The 22,610-nt window shown below is 72.5% G+C and carries 18 protein-coding genes; 14 read left to right on the top strand and 4 right to left on the bottom strand.

Translation table 11 applies throughout. The annotated features are described in order from the left end of the window. The first annotated feature begins 1 nt into the window (after position 1). From AB0J52_RS04000 to AB0J52_RS03945, 12 genes are all read left to right on the top strand, one after another. Positions 2 to 544, top strand: a complete 543-nt coding sequence (locus AB0J52_RS04000; protein ID WP_500180068.1) for a SpoIIE family protein phosphatase — start codon at positions 2 to 4, stop codon at positions 542 to 544. Positions 545 to 551: 7 nt separating this feature from the next. After that, positions 552 to 2,252: an ATP-binding protein gene (locus AB0J52_RS03995; RefSeq protein WP_500180067.1), complete on the top strand. Its 1,701-nt coding sequence runs from the start codon at positions 552 to 554 to the stop codon at positions 2,250 to 2,252. 1 nt (position 2,253) lies between these two features. Next, entirely contained in the window at positions 2,254 to 3,834 is a 1,581-nt protein-coding gene (locus AB0J52_RS03990; RefSeq protein ID WP_500180066.1) for a SpoIIE family protein phosphatase, read from the top strand. A gap of 144 nt (positions 3,835 to 3,978) precedes the next feature. Further along, positions 3,979 to 4,209 (top strand): hypothetical protein, encoded by a 231-nt coding sequence (locus AB0J52_RS03985; RefSeq protein WP_500180065.1) that lies wholly within the window; start codon positions 3,979 to 3,981, stop codon positions 4,207 to 4,209. Then, the gene (locus AB0J52_RS03980; protein ID WP_500180064.1) at positions 4,206 to 4,508 is read left to right on the top strand and encodes a tellurite resistance TerB family protein; all 303 of its coding nucleotides are present in this window, start codon (positions 4,206 to 4,208) and stop codon (positions 4,506 to 4,508) included. The genes AB0J52_RS03985 and AB0J52_RS03980 overlap by 4 nt, the downstream gene beginning before the upstream one ends. A gap of 96 nt (positions 4,509 to 4,604) precedes the next feature. After that, positions 4,605 to 6,425, top strand: coding sequence for a YcaO-like family protein (locus tag AB0J52_RS03975; protein WP_500180063.1), 1,821 nt, complete (start codon positions 4,605 to 4,607; stop codon positions 6,423 to 6,425). Continuing rightward, on the top strand, positions 6,418 to 8,319 hold the full coding sequence (locus tag AB0J52_RS03970) for a TOMM precursor leader peptide-binding protein (protein ID WP_500180062.1): 1,902 nt from the start codon (positions 6,418 to 6,420) through the stop codon (positions 8,317 to 8,319). The genes AB0J52_RS03975 and AB0J52_RS03970 overlap by 8 nt, the downstream gene beginning before the upstream one ends. Before the next feature lie 72 nt (positions 8,320 to 8,391). Then, on the top strand, positions 8,392 to 9,954 hold the full coding sequence (locus tag AB0J52_RS03965; RefSeq protein ID WP_500180061.1) for a nitroreductase family protein: 1,563 nt from the start codon (positions 8,392 to 8,394) through the stop codon (positions 9,952 to 9,954). Continuing rightward, positions 9,930 to 10,121, top strand: coding sequence for a hypothetical protein (locus AB0J52_RS03960; protein WP_500180060.1), 192 nt, complete (start codon positions 9,930 to 9,932; stop codon positions 10,119 to 10,121). Before AB0J52_RS03965 ends, AB0J52_RS03960 begins: the two co-directional genes overlap by 25 nt. A 177-nt stretch (positions 10,122 to 10,298) precedes the next feature. Continuing rightward, complete coding sequence (locus AB0J52_RS03955) at positions 10,299 to 12,698, top strand: lantibiotic dehydratase (protein ID WP_500180059.1); 2,400 nt, start codon at positions 10,299 to 10,301, stop codon at positions 12,696 to 12,698. Next, on the top strand, positions 12,695 to 13,645 hold the full coding sequence (locus AB0J52_RS03950; protein WP_500180058.1) for a lantibiotic dehydratase C-terminal domain-containing protein: 951 nt from the start codon (positions 12,695 to 12,697) through the stop codon (positions 13,643 to 13,645). The genes AB0J52_RS03955 and AB0J52_RS03950 overlap by 4 nt, the downstream gene beginning before the upstream one ends. Continuing rightward, positions 13,642 to 14,781, top strand: coding sequence for a thiopeptide maturation pyridine synthase (locus AB0J52_RS03945; RefSeq protein ID WP_500180057.1), 1,140 nt, complete (start codon positions 13,642 to 13,644; stop codon positions 14,779 to 14,781). The genes AB0J52_RS03950 and AB0J52_RS03945 overlap by 4 nt, the downstream gene beginning before the upstream one ends. A gap of 30 nt (positions 14,782 to 14,811) precedes the next feature. On the opposite strand, the gene AB0J52_RS03940 is transcribed toward AB0J52_RS03945, so the two are convergent. Then, the gene (locus AB0J52_RS03940) at positions 14,812 to 15,159 is read right to left on the bottom strand and encodes a DUF6968 family protein (protein WP_500180056.1); all 348 of its coding nucleotides are present in this window, start codon (positions 15,157 to 15,159) and stop codon (positions 14,812 to 14,814) included. 143 nt (positions 15,160 to 15,302) lie between these two features. On the opposite strand from AB0J52_RS03940, the gene AB0J52_RS03935 reads away from it, so the two are divergent. Further along, complete coding sequence (locus AB0J52_RS03935) at positions 15,303 to 15,872, top strand: SMI1/KNR4 family protein (RefSeq protein ID WP_500180055.1); 570 nt, start codon at positions 15,303 to 15,305, stop codon at positions 15,870 to 15,872. Positions 15,873 to 15,928: 56 nt separating this feature from the next. Here AB0J52_RS03935 and AB0J52_RS03930 read toward each other — a convergent pair whose 3' ends face one another. Next, positions 15,929 to 16,531 (bottom strand): TetR/AcrR family transcriptional regulator, encoded by a 603-nt coding sequence (locus tag AB0J52_RS03930; RefSeq protein WP_500180054.1) that lies wholly within the window; start codon positions 16,529 to 16,531, stop codon positions 15,929 to 15,931. Between the two features lie 75 nt (positions 16,532 to 16,606). Here AB0J52_RS03930 and AB0J52_RS03925 point away from each other — a divergent pair, with 75 nt between their 5' ends. Then, on the top strand, positions 16,607 to 17,176 hold the full coding sequence (locus tag AB0J52_RS03925) for a TIGR03086 family metal-binding protein (RefSeq protein WP_500180053.1): 570 nt from the start codon (positions 16,607 to 16,609) through the stop codon (positions 17,174 to 17,176). A gap of 52 nt (positions 17,177 to 17,228) precedes the next feature. Here the strand turns inward: AB0J52_RS03925 and AB0J52_RS03920 are convergent, their stop codons facing one another. Then, positions 17,229 to 18,992: an AfsR/SARP family transcriptional regulator gene (locus AB0J52_RS03920; RefSeq protein ID WP_500180052.1), complete on the bottom strand. Its 1,764-nt coding sequence runs from the start codon at positions 18,990 to 18,992 to the stop codon at positions 17,229 to 17,231. A 69-nt stretch (positions 18,993 to 19,061) separates the two neighbouring features. After that, positions 19,062 to 22,610, bottom strand: a 3,549-nt coding sequence (locus AB0J52_RS03915) for an MFS transporter (RefSeq protein ID WP_500180051.1), incomplete at its 5' end; no start/stop codon positions are given.

Genomic DNA, 22,610 nt, shown 5'->3' with positions numbered 1-22,610 from the left:
ATTGTTACGGCCACCACCTTTATCTACACCTACCAAACTACCCTCTTTCCCTACCCCACGCTCTTCCGATCTCCCCGGGCGGCTGGCGGCGCGCGCCGCCAGCGGCGCCGTCCAGGTGATGCGTGAGGCCGTGCTGCCGAGCCGCCCCGTCGACCTGCTGCGGCAGGTGCACGAGCGGCTCGGCTCCACCCGGGGCGGCGCGGTCGCGGTCGCGGAGATCGAGCCCGAGGCCGGAGTGGTGCGTTTCGCCGGGCTGGGGAACGTCGCCGGATGGGTCCTCGGCGGTGACCGGCGGCGCGGCATGATCTCGGTCCCGGGCATCGCCGGGGCCGGGAAGCGGCCGCTGCGCGAGCACGTCTACGACCTGCCCCCGGGCGGCGCCGTGGTGCTCCACTCGGACGGCCTGACCGACAAGTGGGACGGCACGTCCCTGCCCGCCCTCGACCGCGATCCGCTGCTGATCGCCGCGGAGCTGATGCGCGACGCGGGGGTCCGCCACGACGACCGCTGCGTCCTCGCGGTCACCACGTCCGGACGGAGGTGAACACCCCATGACCGAAGAGCTGCTGCGCCTGCAACTCGCCGACGAGCAGGACGTCTTCTCCGTGCGCCAGATCGGCCGGCAGGTCGCCGCCGCGGCAGGGCTGGACGTGCAGGACCAGGTCCGCGTGGCCACGGCCCTCAGCGAGATCGGTCGGGAGCTGTTCTCCCACTCCGGACGGGTGTCGGTGCTCTTCCGGCTCGACCGGGGCGACGCCCCGGCGCTGGTGATCGAACTCGGCTACACCTCCTCGGACGGCTCCGACCGTCCGAGGGACGGGGACACCGCCGCCGCGCGGCTGATGGACCGGGTGGAGGAGACGAGCACGCCGTCGGGGCGGGTCGTCCGGCTCCGCAAGAACCTGCCGCTCGCCGTCCCGGCGGCCGGTCTCGCGACCGCGCTGCGCGCGGAGGTCGCGCGCCTGCGGCCGGTCACCGCGCTGGAGGATCTGCGCACGCAGAACGCCGAGCTGATCCAGGCGCTGGAGGACCTCAGGCGGCAGCGTGAGGAGCTCCGCTCGCTCAACGCCGAGCTGGAGGAGACCAACCAGGGCGTCATGGCGCTCTACAACGAGCTGTCCGCCGAGCTGGAGGAGACCAACCGCGGGGTGGTCGCCCTGTACGCCGAGCTGGAGGAGAAGTCCGAGCAGCTCCGCGAGGCGGGCGCGGCCAAGAACCGCTTCTGGGCGAACATCAGCCACGAGCTGCGGACCCCGGTCAACGGCGTCATCGGCCTGGCCCGGCTGCTGCTCGACCCGGCGGCCGACCCGCTCACGGCGGAGCAGAAGCACCAGATCTCGCTGATCGTCGGGGCCGGCGAGACCCTGCTGTCACTGGTCACGGAACTGCTCGACATGGCCAAGGCGGAGCAGGGCAGGCTCGCGCCGCGCCGCACCCCGGTCGAGGTGGCGCCGCTGCTGTCCCAGCTGTCGGAGCTGCTCACACCGGTTGCCCATCAGGCCGGAGTGGCCCTGCGGATGGACGCCGGGGACGCTGCGGACGCCGTCCTGGTCACCGACGAGGTCATGCTGACCCGCATCCTGCGGAACGTGGTGGCCAACGGGCTGAAGTTCACCGAGAAGGGCGAGGTCCGGCTGACCGTGCGGTCCACGCCCGACCATCTGGAGTTCGTCGTGACCGACACCGGGATCGGGATCCCGGTGGGCGAGCAGGAACGCGTCTTCGAGGAGTTCTACCAGGTCCCCGGCACCAAGCCGGGCGGCACGGGGCTCGGCCTGACCTACTCCCGCCGCCTCGCCACCGTGCTGGACGGCGACCTGTCCCTCGCTAGCGAGCCGGGCGCGGGCACCACGGTGACGCTGCGGCTGCCCCGGCAGCGGCGCCTGATCGAGCTCGGCCTCTCGCACGTGCTCGTCGCCGACGCGCGGCCGGAGGACCGCGCGCTGCTGCGCGGCATGCTGGAGGACGTCCCGGGACGCCTCAGCGAGGCCGCCGACGGGCGGGCCGTCCGCGGCGTCGTCGAGGCCGACCCGCCCGACCTCCTGCTTCTCGGCCCCGGCCTCCCCCCGGACTGCGCCGCCGAGATCCTGGCGGAGCTTCCGCCCCCCGTCGCCGTCGTCCTGGTCACCTCCGGGGCGGCCGACGACACCGGGCGCGACCGCGCCGACGCAGTACTGGACCAGGCCCAACTCGTCCCGGTGATGCTGGCGGACGCGGTGGCGAGGGCCCGGAGAGCATCGAAAGCACGATGAGATGAACCCCACCGAACCACCCACGACGACGCTGGTCGTCGACGACAACGACACCAAGCGCTACATCATCGGCAGCTGGCTGCGCCGCGCCGGCCACACCGTCGTGGAGGCCGCGTCCGCCGCCGAGGCGTGGGACCTGCTCGCCAAGCAGGAGGTCGACCTGGTCATCCTGGACGTCCGGCTGCCCGACGCCAACGGCATGGACGTCTGCGAGCAGATCAAGGCGCGGCCCGCCACCGCCTCGCTGCCGGTCATCCACATCTCCGCCACGGCCGTCGAGGTGGCCGACCGCACCGACGGGCTGCAGCGCGGCGCGGACGCCTACATGACCGACCCCATCGACCCGGGCGAGTTCATCGCGACCGCCAAGGCCGTCCTGCGCTACTACCGGGCCCGCCGCCGCGCGGAGCGGATCGCCGAGCGGCTGGCCGCGTTCACCCGCACCTCGCTGGCCGTCAACGCCGCCCAGACCTTCGACGAGCTCGCGGCGGTCACCGCGCGGGGCGCCGTCGACATCTTCGGGCTGCCCGCCGCCGTGTACATCCTCCCGCCCGACGGCCGGGCGAGGCGGAGCGTCAACCTGGGCGCGGGGCCCGCCAACCGCCAGGCCGCCCCGGACCTGCCGACGCGGCTGGCGAAGATGACCGGGCTGGCCAACCTCACCGGCACCCGGGTGGCCCGGGTCTCGGCGCAGGACTGGTGGCGCCTGCTGCCCGACACCGCGCCCACCGACGACGTCCTCGTGGTCACCTCGCGGATCAAGCGCGGCCGTCCGCCGGTCGGGATCGCGCTCCAGATCAGCGGCCACTCCGACGAGGACGACGTCAACCTGCTGCGCCAGCTCGGCCAGACGCTGGCCCTGGCGATGGAGGCGCTGCGCTCCTACGCCGAGGAGCACCAGGTCTCGCTGACCATCCAGCGCAGCCTGCTGCCCACCTCCCATCCGGTCCTGCCCGGCTGGACCTTCGCCGTCCGCTACGAGCCGGCCAGCGACCAGGCCGAGGTGGGCGGGGACTTCTACGAGGTCATCAACCGGGACGACCACGTGCTGGTGGCCATCGGGGACGTGCAGGGCCACTCCCTCCACGCGGCCACGGTGATGGCCGAACTGCGGCACGCCCTGCGCGCGTTCGCCGTGGAGGGCCACGACATCGTCGCGATCCTCAGGCTGCTGAACGGCGTCATCCAGCGCTACCACGACGACCAGACGGCCACCATGTGCCTGATGAGCCTCGACCCGCGGACCGGCGCGCTGCGCATCGCCAACGCCGGGCACCTGCCGCCCCTGCACATCGCCGGGGAGAAGGCGGAGTACCGGGGCGGCGGCGGCCTGCTGCTCGGCTTCCCCGCGGACGTGGTCTCCGTCGAGGAGACGACCGTCCCGCCGGGCGGCGCCGTCATCCTCATCACCGACGGCCTGATCGAGGACCGCGGCGTCCCGCTCGCCGACAATTTCGAACGCCTGCGGAGCCTGGCCGTCGACATCGACGCGGACCTGGAGGCCTACAGCGACCGCATCCTCGCCGAGTTCGGCCACCGCGAGGACGACGTCGCCCTGGTGGTCGTCCGCCGCGACCCCTGATCGGGCGGCGCGGCCGGAGCGACTGTTCGCGAGGGCGGCCTCACCCTGAGGAGGGGCCGTGCTGGCGGCTCGGAGCATTAGCAGCGGGCGGCGGGCGAAATAGAGTGCCACGGGTCCGGGTCGTCCAGCAGCCGGGAGCCGATCATGCCGCCATCGCAGCCGGAGGACGCCCGCGCCGACGGGGGTTCCGCCGTTCCGATCAGGGTCAGTGAGTTCGCCGCGTCCGAGTACAACATCCGGGCGGTGACACCGGACTCCCTGCTGCGCTACGGCCAGGCGCTGCTGGTGATCGCCGCGGCCGACGGCGAGGTCGCCCCGGCCGAGTTCGGTGGCTGGTCGACCACCAGCGCAAGTTCGGGACGCCCCAAGAGGTGATCGACCAGTACGAGGCCTTCGACCCCCGGGGCGCCGACCTCGCCGACATCGTCGCGCGCATCAAGGTGGACTCGCCCGGATGGCAGGCCGCGCGGCACCTGGTCTACCACGCGATCCAGATGTGCTCGGCCGACCGGGACTTCGCCGCGGAGGAGATCCAGAAGGTCACCGAGGCGGCCCGGCTCCTCGACGTGCCGGACGACATCACCCGGACGCTCAGGCACCTGGTCCTGATGGAGGAGGCCGCCAAGGCGATGCGCAACGCCCTGTTCGGCCTCGCCCCCGACGACCACGGCTAGGCCGCCCGGTCCCTCGCGGCCTCCTCGTATATCCCGTGGTCAGAAGCGGATCGTCACTTGGGATAACGCTGCCGCCCCGGCGGGCATCGAGCGAGGGTGACTTCCCTTGCCGAGCCGGCCCGCGGGCCCGCTCGACCCCGCCTGCTGGACGACGTGCGCTTCACCGAGGTCGAAGACGGCGTCTACATCGAGAGCGACCTGGACGCCTGCACCCTCACCGGTCGCCACATTCATGCCTGGTTGTCCGGCTTGGCCCCCTGTCTGACGGGTGAGCGCACTCTGGAGGAACTGACCGAGCCGCTGCCGCCCGAGCATCGCCGGATGGTGGCACGGCTGGTGGGCATCCTGTCCGAGCGGCGGTTCGTCGTGGACGGGCGTCCCGGAGAACCGCACACCCTCACCGCGGAGGAACTGGCCGTCTACGAGCCGGAGCTCTCCTTCATCCGGCACGGCTCCGACTCGGCCGAGGCCCGCTTCGAGCGGCTGCGGCGGGCGCACGTCGCGCTGGTCGGCGACGGACCGGTGATGCGTGCCCTGATCGAAGTGGGCCTGGGGTCGGGCTGGCGTGACATCTCGGTCGTCGGCGGACACGACGTCGACATCGAACAGGCCATCGCCCGAGGTCGTCGCGACCCCGCGCAGTCGGTGCGGCGACAGGCGGAGATACCGGAGTCGGCGGACGTCGTCCTGCAGACGAGCGCGGGAGAGCGGTTCGAGGAGCTGCTGGATGTCGGGCGCGTGTGCGCCGAACGCGAGATCGCGCTCGGGCAGGTGTGGACCGGGCGGAGCGAGGCATGGCTGACGCCGGTCTCGACCGCCTCGGCCTCCTCTTACTGGACGCGGCTGGCCGGGTTGCGCGGTGAGCCGGACGGCGATGGCGGCGGCGACTGGCTGACCGGTGCGGTCCCGGCGGTGCTGGCCGGCCGGCTCGCGCTGTCGTGTTTCGAGTATCTGACCCGGATGGCCCGGACGGCCGACCGCCTGACGATGACCCGGACCGACCTGCGCACCCTGGACACGCGTCGTCATCGCGTTCCCCTTTTCACCCTCTCCGGCGGGTCCCGGCGCGGGCACGACGTAGCCGAGGCGGCGTCCGACCCTGGAGCGCCCCTGAACGCCGAGGAGCTGCTGGAACGCGCGGCGGCCCTCATCGGCCCCCGTACCGGCGTGCTCGGCGAGGTCGATGAGGGCGACCTCGTACAGATCCCGCTGGCGATGTGCCGGGCAAGGGTGTCCGACCCGCTGGGCGTGCTCGGACCGGATGGCGCGGCACCGGTGATCGGCTGGGGACACGACCGGCCCTCCGCGCGGTTGCATGCGACGCTCGGCGGACTCGCCACCTACCAGGCGCTGCTCGCCCAGGAGTGGACGGCGCATCGTTCGCCGGCGCCGTACCGTGCCCCGCTGGGAGTCGGCGTGGGCCTGTCGCGGACGAACGCGATCACCGCCGGTCTCGTCGCGCAGTGCCAGGCGTTGTTGCGCCGGTTCGACCGCGACTCCTGTCCGGCCGCTCCCGCCGTGGACGCCCCGGAGGTTCTGCGCTTGGTCGCGCTGCTGGAGGCTGTTGGCGAGGCGGCGCGACTGCGGGACCTGACGAGGGTCCTGGGCGTGCCCGCCTACGCGTCCGGATCAGCGGCCCCGGCATGTGCCGGCACACCGGAGCGCGCGATGCGGCGGGCGCTGGAACATCGGCTGCTGGCCTGGCAGTCGCGCACGAACGACCAGCCCGGCTACGCCGATCCGATCGCTCTGTGGCACGACGGCGGTGACGGGACGGGCGGCGATGGTGCCGACGTGGAGCTGCTCACCAGGGCACTGACCGATGCCGGGCATGCGCCCCGGGTCGTTCTGCTGGACGGTGATGCCGAGGTCGCGCGGCTGCTGCCGCACGTGGTGCGGGTGACGTGCGATGAGTGAGACCCTTGCCACGTCCGCCCTGGCCGAGGGGCAGTGCCGGGAAGGCGGGCTCCGGGCTCTCCTGGAGCGCTTGCCCGTGCCGGACGGGACGTTCGTCGCCATGGCCGGCCGCGACGCGGACGATGTCGAGCCGTACGCCGTCGACCCCTACGCGCTGGCACGTGCCCATGCGCGTGAGCACGGCCTGGCATGGCTGCCGGTCGAAGTGGAATCCGGCTGGGTGATGATCGGCCCGGCCGTCCTGCCCGGCCGTCCAGGCTGTCCCACCTGTCTGCGGCGGCGGCGCGCCGGTAACCGTTCGGACGCTGCGGCCAGGCGGACGCTGACCGAAAAGCACGGCCCCCGAAGTGCCGACCGGATGCTTCTTCCGGTGGTGTCCTCGCTGGTGGCGGCACTGGTCGCTGACGAACTGGCCGCCGCGTTCCCGCGTACTCGCGATGCCGTCCTGAAGGTCTCCGCCACCAGCGCGGCCGTCACGGCGCACCGGTTGATGGCCGACCCGCTTTGCCCGGACTGCGCGCAGCGCACAGAAGACCGGCCCCAGGTTCTCGATCTGGACGCCGCGCCCAAGCCCGATCCCGCAACCTTCCGCGTGCGCCCGCTCCCTGACGATCTGGAGGAACGCTACGTCGATCCGGAAAGCGGGCTGATCGGTTCACTGGGGACGTCCGCCGGAACGGTCCTTCCCACGGCGGTCGCCCGGCTCGATCCCGGCCGGAAGGGCACTGCCGGCCGACACGGGTACGGACGCGCCCTGGACGCCACCTCAGCGCGCCGCCTGGCGACCACCGAAGCGCTCGAACGGTACGCCGGAACACGTCCTCGTGGCCGCCTTCCCGTTCAGGCCCGTTACGCCGATGTCGCCGAACACGCGGTCGACCCTCGGACGCTGGGCCTGTACCCGGACGCCTGGTACGACCAGCCCGACTTCGGCTTCACCCGGTTCGGCCCCCATCGGGAGATGGGCTGGGTATGGGGCTACTCGTTCCGGACCGAGCGACCGGTGCTGGTTCCCGAGGGATTCGCCTACTACGGCGTGCCGCGCGGGCGCAGCCTGGCTTACGAGTGCTCCAACGGCGCCGCCCTCGGCGGCTGCCTGGCTGAGGCGATCTTCCACGGGCTGCTGGAGGTCGCCGAACGGGACGCGTTCCTGATCACCTGGTACGGACGCCTGCCCGCCCCGCGCATCGACATCGACACCGCCGCCGACCCGCGGATTCCGCTCCTGGCGGCCATGGCGCGTCAGGACGCCGGATACGAGCTGACGGCGTTCGCGATGCCGATGGAACAGCGTGTCCCGGCCGTATGGGCCATGGCCGTCGACGCCGTGGGCGGGCCTGGGCGACCTCACACGCTGTGCGCCGCCAGCGCCCACCCCGACCCCGAGCAGGCTCTCGGCAACGCCGTGCACGAGCTGATCCCGTCCCTCGCCTTTCTCGGCGACTTCTACGACGAGCGGGCGGCCGCGGCGCTGCTCGCGGACGGTGACCTGGTGCGGGAGATGGAAGACCATCGGCAGCTGTACTGCCATCCCGGCGCGTCGCGTCGGCTGAGGTTCCTGCCCGCCGACGCTCCCGGACGGCCGCTCGCGGAACTGTTCGACCAATGGCCGTCATACGGCGACCTCGCCGACGACCTGGACGAACTGGCAGGCCGTTTCCTCGCCACCGGCCTGGACGTGGTCGCGGTGGACGTCACCTGCCCGCAGTTGGAGGCGGGCGGCCTGGCCGCCGCGAAGGTCCTGGTGCCCGGAAGTGTGCCCATGACGTTCGGACATCGCCACCGCCGCGTCCACGGCCTGCGGCGGCTGCTGACCGTGCCGCGCCTGCTCGGATACCGCGACCGTGACCTCCGCCCGGAGGAGCTCAACCCGCACCCGCACCCCTTCCCATGAACGGCCACTGACATGGATCTCCGTTCTGCGCGGCACCCGATGCCGCCGCCGTCCACAGGTGAAGCGAGAGCCTTGGCCACGTCGGCGGGCGAGGCCACGCGCCGCTACCTGCGTGCGATGGACGAACGCCGCCCGCTTCCGGTCGACTGGAACGCGGCACCACCGGCCTACAAGCGCTACCTCCATGCCGAGCGCATGGCACTGGACGAGGGGGTGGCGTGGGCAGGAGAGCTGCTGCGCGCACTGCTCGGGCTGACCCGGATCGCCTGGGACCATCCCCAGGACGAGACCGGCGCGGTCGTCCCGGGGCCTGTCCGGCTGCGCATCGGGCGGCCCGCTCCCTCCGGCGGCGGCCTGTACCCGATCGACGCGTACGTGGCGGACGGCCGAGCGTTGTGCCACTACGACGTCGTCCACCACGGTCTGGAGGTCGTCCGGCCGGGCGACCATCGCCCTGCGCTGGGAGACCTGCTCGCCCGGCCCGCCCCTGCCCCGGACATGATCGTCGGGCTGGCCGCGAGATGGTGGCGCAACGGCTTCAAGTACGGCGACTTCGCATACCGGCTGGCCTGCCAGGAGATCGGCGTGCTCGCCGCGCAGGCACTGGCGGTGGCCGAATCGCTGGGACTGCGCGCGACCGTCCATCTCGACTTCGACGCGCAGGCCGCCGACCGGCTCCTGGGACTGGACCCGGACGCCGAAGCCGCCCTGGCCCTGATCGTCCTTTCCGATCTTCGGGGTGGCGCGTCGGTGACCGGCGGCCTGGGCCTTGCGTACGGTCCTTGTGCCACGCCCGCTGAGCTGCCGGTGCCGGTCAACGAGCGCCTGCCTCATCTCGCGGCCCTGCACGCCGCGACCCGTCACCGTCCCTCCGCCGCCGGGCCGGACGGTGACCCGACGCCGCCCGCGCCGAGCGGTCGACTCGTCCCGCTGCCGGAGGTTCCTTCGCTTCGTCCCGCCGAGGGGATCGGACGTCGGGCCTCCGCGCCGAACGGCTTCCGGCCCGGCCGCCTTCCGCTGGACGAGCTGGCCCAGATCTTGGCGACCGCCTGCCGGCGGCCTGACGGCGAACTCCCTGACATCGACGACCAGTCACCCGGAGTCGCGCCCTATCTCCTGGCCCTGCGCATCGCCGGGCTGCCGGTCGGCGTCTACCGCTACCTGCCCGACCAGCATGCTCTCGGGCGGATCTGCGACGGGATGGGGCTCGGTCGGCTCCTCGGCGGGCCGTTGCAGTCCAACACGCGGGAGGGACTGCGCACCGCCGCCGCCGCGCTCATTCCCGTGGGCGATCCCCTGGCGCGCATCGGCCGGTTCGGAGACCTCTGGTACCGCATTCAGCAGGCCGAATCCGGCCTGGTCCTCCACCGCGCCGCTCTCGCCGCGCACGCGTCGGGCCGTACCGCCCGCATCCACTCGGACGCCGCCAACACCGTCACCGACGCGACCCTCGGCCTGTCCGAGAGCCCGTGGCGCTCCTTGAGCGCTCTTCTTCTCGGTTCCCCCCGCTCGAGCGGACCGACGCGACAGGCGCCGGTCTGGCCCGCGCAGCGACAAGCCTGTGCGGACGACCCGAACGGCACGCCAGTGCCAGAAGGAGGGGACGCGACATGTCCAAGGACATCGCAGACCTGAGTGAACTGCCCGTCGAGTCCATCGACGTCCTGCCCGCCGACGGCATCGAGCAGCTCGACATCGGCTACGGCATGACCGAGATCTCGTCCTCCTGCCGGACGGCGGCGGAGATCCCGCCGTGCGGCAGCTGTCTCGCGCCGTCCGACGGCGAGCACGACGAATCCTGACCCAGCGGCAGGGCCGGGTTCCGCCCGGCCCTGCCGCCCGGCGCCCGATGGGCGAGGAAGGAGGACGAGCGCACGGTGACACCGCCGCAGCCGGTGGGAGAGGCGTTCGGGGTCCGGGTGGCCGGGCTTCCGTTTGACCAGGTGCGGGCCCTGCGCTGCCATCGAACCTGGGCCTTGGTGGACGAACTGACGGCCCTGGACGTCCACCTGGAGGCGGAGAGCGCGGAACTGTCGGAGGCGCTGTACGAGGTGATCGGACGCAACCGGCGTCCCGAGCTCAAGCCTCTCCTGGTCGCCCTCCGCCGCGCGATCCACACCGGTCGGCGACTCGACGGGCTGGACCCCGCCCTGGCCAGCCTCTCCGAGGACCTCGTCACGCGAGTTGATGTGTGGCGCGAGCTGCGAGTCCAGCGGGCGGACATCGTCACGCGCCTCCCGGACACGCTGGCCGCCGAGCTGGCCGACAGGACCGCGGCGCTGCGAGAGCTGGCCGCCGACCCGGCCTTCCAACACGGCCTGCTGCTGTCGAGTCCCACGCTGTCCGAGCACTTGTCCCGCTGGCTCGCCGACCCGGCCGCGCATCCGGGACGTCCGGCGGTGATCCGCCTGGCCAAGTACCTGACCAGGGCCGCCACCAAGACCAGTCCCTTCGCCACCTTCACCGTCAGCGGACTGGGCAGGTGGAGCTCTGACGGCCCTGCCGTAGCGCCGTCCCGGAAACTGAATCCGGTCCTCGTCACCGAGCTCAGCCGGGAACCGGTCCGTCGCGTATGGGAACTGCTGGCCCGCCGACAGGAGACGCGGCACGCGGTGCCGGTGCGCCTCAACACCAGCCTCACCGAGCAGGACGGACGCCTGTGCTTCTTGGGGCCTGGGCCGCATGAACCCCTGAACAGCGTCCCGTCCGAGCCGTCGCTCGGTGCCCTGCTCACCCTGCTGCAGCGGTTCGAGCGTCCCACCCTCAGCCGCGTGGACGAACTGACCGGCGCACCCCACGTGACCGACCACCTGGTGGCATGCGGCCTTCTGGAAACGCGTCCGCCGTTCGACGACCAAGCGGCGGACCCGCTCGGCGATCTGATTGATTGGCTGCGTTCCGCCCACCGCAGTCGTCCACCGAGTCAGCCCGGTGTGCTCCATGCGCTGGAGGAACTGCACCGTCTCACCCGCACGCCCGAAGCGCCCCCACGGCAGGCGAGCGGCATCACCGAGCGCCGCCGCGTCCTCGGTCGCATGGACGAGTTGATCGACGGCGTGCTCGCCCGCCTGGAACCCGCGCCCCGTCCGGTGGGGAAGGCTCTCTGCCTGGACACCGCGATCAGCCCCGATGACCTTTCTCTGCTCAGCGCCCGGGCGTGGCAGCCGGTGCTGGCCGATCTGCAGGTGCTGCGTCAACTGTGCGGGGTGTTCGACTCCGGGCTGCCGCTCAGGCTCGCCGTCGCGGACTTCTTCCTGCGCCATGACGAGCGGCCGGTGCCGTTCCTGCGGCTGTACCGAGCGGTGCATACGGCGGCTCCCCAGGTGAGGGCGCTGCTGCACCGCACCCCGGACCATCCGTCCCTCTGGGCGACGCAAGCCGCCGCGCTTCGGCGACAGGCATGGCAGACGCTCTACGGCCGTCCGCGGGACATCCGGGGCGTGATCACCGTGGACCGGGAGCTGATCGGCAAACTGGCGGCCGGCTGGCCACCCCAGGTGCGTGCACCCGCGTCCATCTGCTGCTTCGGCCAGGCCCTTCCCGCACCCGACGGTCTTGAGTTCGTCCTCAACACCGTCTACTCGGGCCATGGCCGTCACACCGGCCGCATCCGCCACCTTCTCGGACGTTCCGGCACCGCGCTCCCGGAAGACCGCCGAGCTCCGGTCCTGGGGTGCCGGGGGAGCTTCGTCACGAACCTCAACCTGCGTCCCGCCGCCTCGGCCACCGCTCTGGACTACCCGTTCACCGCCACTGACGGGCGGTTGAAGCTGACGGACCTGAGGGTGTCCTATGACCCGGCAGCCGAACGGCTGATCCTGATGGATCCGGACGGCCGCGAGGTGCGCCCCGTCCACACCGGAATGAGCAGCGAACTGCTGCTCCCTCCCGCCTGGAGGTTTCTGATCCAGGTCTTCGGTGACCCGCCGGTCGCCCTGCCCTCGGTGCCCTGGCTGGGGGAGCAGGACGGACCAGTGCGTCGTCGACCACGCCTGCAACTGGGACGCGTCGTCCTCGCTCGCACCGCCTGGCGACTGCGCGCGCGAGACTTCCCCGTGCCCGCCAAAGGCGAGACCGAAGCCGCCTACCTGCCGCGTCTGGCGTGTTGGCTGAGTGACCACGAGATCCCTCGCCGTTTCTTCGCGCGGCTCCTCGCGAAGGGGCCCGACCCGGACATGAGCGGCAAGAGGCACAAGCCCCTGTACGTCGATGTGACCGACCACTTCCAGCTTCTGTCCCTGATCCGCTCCCTTCGAGGGGACGACGACACGCTTGTCCTGGAGGAGGCGCTGCCCGAGCCCGCCGACGCTCCCGGCTACGGCCCGCATGGCTCGCGCGTGACCGAGTACGCGTTCGAGGTCGGCCAGGAGCGCCCGTGATCCCTCTCGCGCCGCGCCGTCCCCCGCTGCCCGGGATCACCTGGATCAGTGCGCACCTCTTCCATGCCGGCGACCTGGACCGGCTCATCACCGGCCTGGTCGCTCCGCTCATGACCGACCTGTCCTCGCAGGTGGACGGCATGTTCTTCCTGCGGTACTGGGAAGGCGGCCCGCACCTGCGACTACGGCTCCGCCCCTCCCATTCCCGCCATGCCGAACAGCTCCGGCGCACCGTGGAAGAGCGGGCACGCGACTACCTGGCGGCACATCCCTCCCGACGCCTGATCGGCTCCGCCGACTACAGCTCGTTCGCCGCGCGCCAAGCCCGGGGCGAACGCCTGCCCGCTCACAACCCGCGGTTGTATCCCAACGACAGCATCGAGTTCATCGACTACCGCCCCGAGCACCGTGCCTACGGCGACGCCACCTGTATGGCCGCTGTCGAGGCCCACTTCAGCGACTCCAGCCGCCTCGCTCTGGACGTCCTGTCCACCTGCCCCAGCCATGGACAGCGTGCCGCCATCTGCCTCGCTGCCATCACCCTCAGCCTTGCCGCCTGCCCTGTGCGTCCGGCCGACTTCCGGACGGTCAGGATGCCCGCAGCCGTCCACGACCTGTTCCAGCAGCGCCGCGACGAGCTTCTCCGTCAGACCCACCAGCTGTGGACGACCGGACCCGGCCCGACGCTCGCCACCTGGTCGGACTCTGTCCGCACCCTGCGAAGCGCCCTGATCGAGGGTGGATGCGCGCCCGAGGACGCCCGATCCCCACTGAGCTTCCTGGCGCACGCCGTGCCGTCCCGGGAGCGTCCGGTCGCCGAAGTCCTGCTGCGCTGCACCCACCTGTTCGCCAACCGACTCGGCGTCGGCCCCGCGGTCGAGCACCGTCTGGCGTTGCTGGCCGCACACGCCGTGGCCACCCTGCACGAGAGCGGAGAGCTGCCATGACCGCCACCCAGCCGCAGCCCACAACGTCCGGCACCAGTCGATGGCACGCCGCGCACATCTACTACTACGAGCCCGACAAGACCAACCTGATCCTGGACGGCGTCCGCCCGCTGCTGGACGAACTGAAGGCGATCGCCCCGGACGCGTATGTCCTGCGGCACTGGCGCCGGGGCCCGCACCTGCGGCTCAACCTCCGCACCGACCCGGGGACCTGGACGAACACCGTCCAGCCGGCGATCAACGACACCATCGGCGGCTACCTCACCAGGCATCCGTCCACGGCCCGCATCGACCAACAGGCGGCGCTCGTCCAACACCGGTTCCTGGCGCGGAGCGAAGAGGAGCGAGGCCCCCTGACGCCCTGGTTCCCCGACAACAGCATCCAGTACGCGCCCTACGACGACCGGCGGCACGTGCTCGGCGACGCGGAGGCGGCCGAGATGCTCAGCGGCTTCTACACCGACAGCACGCCCCTGCTGTTCTCGATGCTCGAACACGTCCGGTCCGGTCACGACACCGCCGAACTGATCGGCCTCGGCCTGATGCTGGCCACGACCGCCACCGCGCTACCGCCCCTCACCCGAAGCTTCGTCTCCTACCGATCCCACGCCGAAGGCTTCATCGCCCGGTGTGCCGACCCCGACGCCACCCGCGCCCGCCTGGACGACTACTACCGCGCCCACCGAACCGAGCTCACCGCCCGCGTCCGCACCGTCATGGCAGCCCTCGAAGAACGCGCGCCCGCGCCGCCACCGTTCATCGCCGAATGGGCCGACCTCATCGCCAACTACCGAGACCGCGCCACCCAGCTGATCGCCCAGGGCAAGCTCATCCAGCCGTCCTCCTACGACGCGGACCATGCAGCCCAGCGGCCGTCCGAGTTCCATCGCCTGATGTTCGGCAACCGCGCCTACCACCGCGCCGTCTTCGAGGACCCCGCCTTCTGCCGCTATCGCGTCCTCATCAGCTACACCTATCTCCAGATCCACCGACTCGGCCTCACCCCGCCCGACCGCTTCCGCCTATGCCACCTGGCCGCCAACGCCGTCGAGGACGTCTACCAACTCAACGCCAGAGACCTCATCCACCACTTCACCCAAACCCACCCGAACCCCCAACCCCTGACCTCTGGGTGATGACATGGATCGAGGCGATCGGCCTCCAGGTCACGAGCTGAACCCGAGTTCCCTGTCCCCGTTCCAGGTCAACGAGGCCTGCGGCCGATGGAAGGCATCGAGCACAGCATGCGCCGTCTTCAAGGCGAGCTGCATCGCCTGGATCCCGTCCACCCCATGAGACGTATATCGGTGGTTCTCGCCGAGGCCGGTGATCTCCAGGGTGCAGGCGAAGTCTCCATGCTCGTCCCGCCGCGGAAAGCCCAACGCGACGAGCACCTCTCTGCGATGCCCCTGCTCGTCGAGGAGCAGCGTGCGTGTCGCCATCGTTTCCATGACAAACCGTTCTGGCTGGTCACCCAGCGGTCGGCAGAGTTCGGTATGGACGTCCACGGCCACTCGTGCGCTCCGCGCGTCGGGGCCGTATATGCGGGACCCGCAACAGGCTGTTTTCTCGCGTGCCGCTGAAGCGGGTTCAGGGCTGCGATTATGGGTCGATGCCCCCGACCGTTGACCGATCTTGGGATCGAATTCTCGCGTGGTTGACCGAATACGCACCGGCCACCCTGGAATGTATTGCCGCGCCCGCGACTGACGAGGACATCACCGCCGTACATGACGCGGTCGGCGTCGACCTGCCCGTCGATCTCGTGGCTTGGTGGCGGCGGGCGAACGGAAGCATCCCAGGCCCTCGCCGGCGCGGATATGACCTGCTGCCGCATTTCAGCCCCTGCAGCATCGAGCATGCGCTTCGCAGCAGGGAGATCTGGTGGCAAGTCTGGCACGACCAGAACCTCGACCAGGGGTGGCTTACCGAGGAGGACTTCACCTGGGCGCAGGCCCGACCCGCCGGCACCCGTGTGGGTATGTGGCTGCGGAGCTTCCTTCCCATCGCCACCAGCAGCGGTGGCCTCGACCTGTTCGTCGACCTGCGTCCAGGTGCCGAGCACGGGTGCGTGCGGGAGTTCGACAGGGTCGGAACCGACGGGAGGCCGCGGTGGGCCGGTGTCGCCGCCATGCTCGCCGACATCGCCCAGACGCTGGAGAACCAAGGACCGATCGACGGGCTCCGCCCCCAGTTGACCGACGACGACCCGCTCTATTGGGACTGAGCGCGCCCCCACGCCCGGCTTCGCTGCGGCGCTGCCGCTGTGAAGCCGGTGGCTAATCAGGCGGGTAGGCCTGCTGCTTGGCGCATGGTGGTGCGGGCGCGGGTCGGGGCGGTGGGGTCTTCGAGGAGTCGGATCTCCTGGTTGGCCGCCATGGACAGGCCGACCAGCGTCGTCGCGACCTGGTCGGCGGGACGGTGCGGGCCCGGCAGTTCGGCCTGGGCGGCGGTGATCTCCGTGGTCAGCGCGCGGCGCTGGGACGCGACGAGCTCGCGGAGCCGGTCGCGCAGCGGGCCGGGACGGGCGTCGAGCTCGGACGAGGCGGAGGTGATGAAGCAGCCGCCGGGGAACGGGCAGTCGGCGAGGTAGTCCACCCAGCCGTCGATCAGGCGTCCGAGGCGTTCGGGGCCGGGCGGCAGCTCCCGGAGCGGGTCGATGACGGCCGCGCGGAAGACCTCGCCGGCGTGGTCGAGCGCGGCCAGGAGCAGCCGTTCGCGTGACCCGAACGGTCCGATCAGGCCCGCCTTGCTCATGTCGAGGCGCTGCGCGAGCGTGCCGACGGTCAGGCCCTCCAGGCCGACCCGGGAGGCGTCCCGCACCGCGGCCCGCACGATGCGGTCGCGGGTCCTGGCCGCTTCGGCCGCTGAGTGACGAGGAGACATGCCCCGAGCATAGCGAACGGCCGTACGCTATTTTGGCGTACGACCGTTCGCCAAACCCCGGGGAGTGAACCCGAGATGACCCACTTGTCGCTCGCTGACCTGTGCGGGCTCGACGCCACCGCGCTGGCCCTGCTGGGTCATGACGTCGCCATGGTCCCCGACAACGCGATGGCCGACCCGACGCCCTGCGAGGGGTGGACGATCACCGATCTGCTCCGGCACATGAACGAACGGCACGAGGCCATCGCCCGGACGGTCCTGCCGCCGCTGGAGGCGGACGGAGACCCGCGGGACGACTTCGCCCGCATCGCAGCCCGCTGCCTCGCCGTCCTGGAGCAGGCCGGCGACACCGTGAACCTGCCGCGGCGGGGTCCCACGCCGACCGCGATGGTGCTCGGTGTCCACACCGTCGACATGCTGGTCCACCGGTGGGACCTGGCGCGCGCCCTGGGGACCACTCCGGCCGTCCCGCCCCGGCTCGCGGAGGCCGCGCTGAGTCTCGCCCGCGCCAACACCGCGCCGGGCAGCCCCCTCAACGGGCCGGGCGGCGTCTACGCTCCGCCGCTTGCGGAGGACCCGTCCCGTCCCGCTATCGACAACATCGCCGCACTCCTGGGCCGCGACCCGCGCTGGGGTCAGGACTGACCCGCCGCGCGCCGCTGCTCGCAAAGCCGGACGTCCCGTCGCGGGTTCGGCGTCAGTTCGCGCTTCCGGACACCTGGGGAGTCGCGTAGTGCGCGGGGACCTGGGTGAGGTGGAGGCGGAGGAGCGCGGGCAGGCTGTAGGACCAGGTGCTGCCGGAGCGCTTCGGGGTGGCCAGGTGGTGGTCGACGAGGTGCTCCAGCAGTTCCTCGGCGTGCGCGTGGGGGAGGAAGAGGGCTCCGGCGAGGTGGGCGGGGGTCGCGGGCCCGGTGGCCAGGACGGACAGCGCCCGGCGGGCCGGGGCGTCCAGGGCCGAGATGACCCGGATGTAGGACGCCTGGAGGTTCTGGTCGCCGGTGGTGAGGAGGGTCAGGCGGCGGCGGTCGTCGCCGAGCCAGGCGGCCAGGTCGGACGGGCCCCAGTGCGGCCGGGACAGCAGGAGCGCGGCCGCGGCCCGGATCGCGGCGGGCAGGCCGTCGCAGAGGCGGACGACGGCCCGTCCCGGCGCGGTGCCGGTGAGGGCGCTGAAGAGCATGGTGGCCTCCTGGTCGGGCAGCGGCGCCAGGCGGATCGCTGCGGTGGTGTCCAGGCCGGTGAGCGGACGGCGGGCCGTGACGATGACCGAGCAGGTGGCGCCGCCGGGGAGGAGGGGGCGCACCCGGGACTCGTCGGCGGCGTCGTCGAGGAGGAGCAGGAGCCGCCGGTCGGCGGTCAGCGTCCGGAAGAGGGCCACGCGGTCCGGGAGCGGGTCCGGGATCGCGTCCGGCGGGACGCCCAGGGTGGCGAGGAAGCGGGCGAGGATCCGGTCGGGGTCCTCGGTCAGGTCCGCGAACAGCTGCCCGTCCGGGTGGGCCTCCTGGAGCCGGTGGGCCAGGTGCAGGGCCAGGGCGGACTTCCCCGCCCCGACCGGTCCGGTGATGACGAGGACGGGGAGGGCGGTCGTGGACGCGGTCGCCAGGGCGTTGAGCAGGGTCTCGATCTGCGGGCACCGGCCGATCAGCAGGGGCGGGGCCGGGGGGAGCTGGCGGGGCCTGAGCGTGGTGAGGACGGGCGAGGCCGCGGCGGCGGGATGGACCGTCTCCTGGGTCAGGATCGCGGCCTCCAGCTGGCGGAGCTCCGGTCCGGGTTCGAGCCCGAGGTCCTGGACGAGGGCCCGGCGGCCCTCGCGGTAGACGGTCAGCGCCTCCGCCTGGCGGCTGCCGCGGTACAGGGCCAGCATCAGGACCGCGCGCAGCCGCTCGTCGTAGGGGTGCGCGTCGACGAGCGGACGCAGTTCGAGCGCGACCGTGTCGTGCAGGCCCAGTTCGAGCCGCGCCTCCGCCAGGTCGCAGACGGTCTGCATGCGCCGGTGCTCCAGGTGCTCGGCGTGCCTGCGCAGGAAGGCGCTGTCCACGCCCAGCAGCGCCGGGCCGCGCCAGCAGGCCAGCGCCTTGGCGTACAGGCCGGCCGACGCGGCCGGGTCGGCGCGCGTCGACCAGGCCTGCTCCCGCAGCTCCTCGAAGAGGCCGAGGTCGGTCTGGCAGAGCACCGGGTCGAGCAGGTAGCCGGGGGGACGGGTGACGAGCACCCGGTCCGGGGCGGCCGGGGAGCCCCCGGCCTTGATCGCGTTGCGCAGGGCGCTGACGTGGCCGTGCACGTTCGCGAGCGCGCTGCGCGGCGGCGCGCCGTCCCAGAGCGCCTCGATCAGCTCCGAGACGGGCACGACGCTCCCCGCCCGCAGGGCGAGCAGGGCGAGGAGCGAGATCCGGTGCGGGCCGCCGAGCGGAAGGGGGCGGCCCGCGATCTGGGCCTCGACCTCGCCGAGCAGGCTGACGTTCACCTCTCGGAGGGTACTCGCGAAGATCAAAAACGCGGGCCGTTCGCTGTGCGCGTAATGGCGGCCGGTCCGTCATCGCGCGTCGGCGCTCAGCGACCGGTCGGCCTCCTCCTGTAGTGCGTCCAGGTCACGGCTGGTCTCCGCGGTGGGCAGGGCGTCCGGGAGCAGCTCCTCCAGGTGGCGCAGCCGCCGCATCCGGAGGCCGGCGAGGCCCCAGCCCGTCAGCAGGACGCCCATCCCGGCCAGCAGCCAGCCGAGCGACGCGCCGCGTCCCGCGCCCGTGACGGCGCCGACGCCCGCCGCCAGCGGGGCCGCGCTGAGGTAGCCGAGCGGGGTCATGGCCGTGGCCATCATCTGGTTGGTCGCGAGGACCCGGCCCTGCAGCTCCATCCGCACCTTGAGCTGGATGATCGCCAGCCAGTGCGCGTTGATGACGCTCGTGGAGCCCCAGCGCAGCGCCAGCCCGAAGGCGACCAGCGGGACGAGGGACGCCACGCCCGCGAACCCGGTGAGCAGCGTCGCGAGCCCGGCCACGGCCACGAAACCGACCATGCCGTCGGCGAGCCGCCGCGTCCCGCCCCAGCAGACCATCAGGACGCTGCCCAGCACCGCGCCGAGCCCGCCCGCCGCCGTCACGACGCCCAGTTCGACCGCGCCGTTGCCGGCCAGGACCATCGGGGAGACGACCGCGAGGGTGAGCGCCGTGAAGTAGTTGACGCCCATGAAGTAGACCGCCATCACCAGCAGCGGCGGCCGCCGGACGATGAACCGCCACCCGCCGGCGAGCGCCGAGCGGAACGACTCCTCCCGCCGGCGGAACATCCGGTCGGGGAAGCGGACCACCGTCAGGGTGAGCAGGGCCAGGGCGAACGTGCCGACATCGACGGCGACGACCGTCGGCAGTCCGGCCAGGCCGATGAGCGCGCCCCCGGCCAGCGGGGCCACCAGGGTGCCGAGACCGAGACCGGCCTGGGCGAGCGCGTTCGCCTGCGGGAGGTAGGGCTTCGGGACGAGCTGCGTGACGGCCGCCAGGTAGGCGGGCCGGTGGAACGCCGACACCACCGACAGCAGGGTCACGATGCAGCAGACCGCCGCGAACGTCAGGCCGTCCTGCCAGAGCAGGAGCGCCGCGGCCGCCATGGCGAGGCCGCTCACCAGGTCGCAGCCGAGCATCACCCTGCGCCGGTCGTAGCGGTCGGCCACCGCGCCGCCGAGCGGCCCGGCGAGCACGGTCGGCAGGAGCGCCAGCATCGTCACCAGGGCGAAGTCCAGCACCCGCCCGCTCCGCTGGTACGTCCAGACGCCGAGGGCGAAGGAGCTGAGCGAGCTGCCGACCATGGACGCCAGCTGGCCCGCCGCGACGATGTGGAACCCGCGGAGTCCCGCCTTCACCAGCGGCGGCGGCGCCGCCTCTACCGGGGCCGGGGCCGGGGCCGCCTCCGCCGAACCCGGTGTCCCGGCTTCCACGGACGGCGGTGCGGCGACGAAGGAGGCGAGGATCTCGGGCTGGTGGCGGAGGAAGTAGTGCCCGGCCAGGGGGACGACGGCGAGGGAGACATCGGGGGAGAACGCCTCCCATTCGCGGTAGCGCTCCTGGTAGAGGTCGGTCGCTCCGTCGCTCTCGCCCACGATGACCTGCATCGGGGCGCGCAACCGCCGCGGCTCGCTGAGGCGGCGGGTGAACCAGTCCTGGGCCTCCCGGGCGTCGTGCCGGATCGCGCGGACCGCGGTCTCCACGGCCGGGCCGTCGAGGTCTTCGGGCAGGCCGCCCATGGAGCGCAGCGCGTCGCGGTAGGCGCGGTCCGACAGCCAGCGGTCGGCCGGCAGCCTGCGGTTGAACCACGCGGACAGGCGTCCGGGGAGCCGTGCGGTGGGGAAGCTGCCGCCGACGTGGACGCCCGTCACGACGACGCCGGTCTCCTCCAGACGCAGCGCGAGCGCGGTCGCGAGAGCGGAGCCCACGCAGTGGCCGTAGACCGCGATCGGGCCGGTGGTCCGCTCGGCCAGTTCCGCCACGCACTGCTCGACGACGTCCTCCAGAGGAACCATCGGCTCGTCCGGACGGGCCGGGTCGTGGCCCGGCAGCTCCAGCGCGAGGACCTCGGTCCCCTCGGGCAGCGCCTCGGCCAGGGGACGGTAGACGGCCGCCGACCCGCCGCCGTACGGGACGCAGACGAACGTCGCCGTCGGCGTCCCCTGGCGCGGGCCGCTCAGGCGGTGGAGGAGCCCGGCCTCGCCGGCGCTCCCGAGCCTGGCGGCGAGCTCCCGGACGGTCGGGTTGGTGACCAGGTCGATGACCCGCAGGCCGGGGTCGATCGCCTGGACGGCCTTGACCGCCAGGAACGAGTCGCCGCCCAGGGCGAAGAAGTCGTCGTCGGCTCCCACGCGTTCGAGGTCCAGGAGGCCGGCCCAGATCTGGGCGATCCGCTTCTCCGCCTCCGACTCCGGTTCGGCGAAGGCGGCGTCGGGGGCGTCCAGGGGGAGCCGGGCGCGGTCCACCTTCCCGTTGGGGTTGAGCGGCAGAGCCGGCAGGAACGTGATCGTCGAGGGGACCATGTAGTCGGGCAGCAGCGCGCGCAGAGCGGTGCGCGCGTCGGCCGCGTCCAGCCCCTCGGCGACGAGCCAGGCGGCCAGCCGCCGCGCCGATCCCGTCCCCACGGCCAGCACGACCGCCGCGGTGACGCCGGGCAGGGTGCGGCAGACGGCCGCGACCTCGCCGGGTTCGACGCGGTAGCCCCGGATCTTCACCTGGTCGTCGATCCGTCCGAGGAACTCGACCGCGCCGTCCGGCCGGACGCGCGCCCGGTCGCCCGAGCGGTAGTACTCCCCGAAGCCGGCGTCCGGAAGGTAGCCGCGGGCGACCTGCGGGCCGCCGATCCACAGCTCGCCGGGCAGGCCGTGCGGCTGCGGACGCCCCTGGGCGTCGGCGACCAGGCACTGGACGCCGGGCAGCGGACGGCCGAGCGGGACGTTCGCCCCGCTCCGCGCCTCGTCCCGGGCCGTGCAGGTCAGCACCGCCACCGTCGTCTCGGTCGGCCCGTAGTGGACCTGGACCTCCAGTTCCGGACGCGCCTCGGCGATCAGGTCAATGAGCGACCAGGGCACCGCCTCGCCCGCCAGCACCAGCAGCCGCTCGGGCAGCACCGAGGCCAGTTCCCCGTGCGAGGCCAGCAGCTCCAAATGGCTCGGCACGCACTTGAGGAAGTCCACGCCCTTGATCCGGGCGGCGAACGCCTCCGGGTCGGCGGCCGTGTCGCGGTCGAACAGGTGCAGCGTCCCGCCGGTCGTCAGCGCCCCGAAGACGTTGAGCATGCCGAGGTCGGCGGCGATCGTGGACACCAGGGCCCAGGAGCGGTGCGCCCCGACCCTGGGCAGCACCCCGTCGAGGTAGGTGGCGATGTTGCCGTGCTCGACGGCGACCCCCTTGGGCGTGCCCGTCGACCCGGACGTGAAGATCACGTAAGCGAGGTCGCCACCCGTCACGCTCTCCGCGCGCTCGGCCTCGTCCGCTTCCGCGAGCCCATGGAGCGTCACGGATGTGACGTGCCGGGGGAGGTTCCCGGCCAGGTCGCCGGTCGTGACGGCGACGCGGACGTCGGCCGTCGCGCACATGGCGGCGAG

This window comes from Spirillospora sp. NPDC049652 (genome assembly GCF_040675125.1).
Lineage (GTDB): Bacteria > Actinomycetota > Actinomycetes > Streptosporangiales > Streptosporangiaceae > Spirillospora.
The sequence above is the reverse complement of the archived record's forward strand: the minus strand, read 5'-3'. Positions and strand labels throughout refer to the sequence as shown.

Bases quoted from the DNA above. Each gene is read 5' to 3' on its own strand.
- AB0J52_RS03990 (WP_500180066.1), top strand. From the start codon at position 2,254: ATGAACCCCACCGAACCACCCACGACGACGCTGGTCGTCGACGACAAC.
- AB0J52_RS03925 (WP_500180053.1), top strand. From the start codon at position 16,607: ATGACCCACTTGTCGCTCGCTGACCTGTGCGGGCTCGACGCCACCGCG.
- AB0J52_RS03970 (WP_500180062.1), top strand. From the start codon at position 6,418: ATGAGTGAGACCCTTGCCACGTCCGCCCTGGCCGAGGGGCAGTGCCGG.
- AB0J52_RS03985 (WP_500180065.1), top strand. From the start codon at position 3,979: ATGCCGCCATCGCAGCCGGAGGACGCCCGCGCCGACGGGGGTTCCGCC.
- AB0J52_RS03960 (WP_500180060.1), top strand. From the start codon at position 9,930: ATGTCCAAGGACATCGCAGACCTGAGTGAACTGCCCGTCGAGTCCATC.
- AB0J52_RS03945 (WP_500180057.1), top strand. From the start codon at position 13,642: ATGACCGCCACCCAGCCGCAGCCCACAACGTCCGGCACCAGTCGATGG.
- AB0J52_RS03995 (WP_500180067.1), top strand. From the start codon at position 552: ATGACCGAAGAGCTGCTGCGCCTGCAACTCGCCGACGAGCAGGACGTC.
- AB0J52_RS03930 (WP_500180054.1), bottom strand. From the start codon at position 16,531: ATGTCTCCTCGTCACTCAGCGGCCGAAGCGGCCAGGACCCGCGACCGC.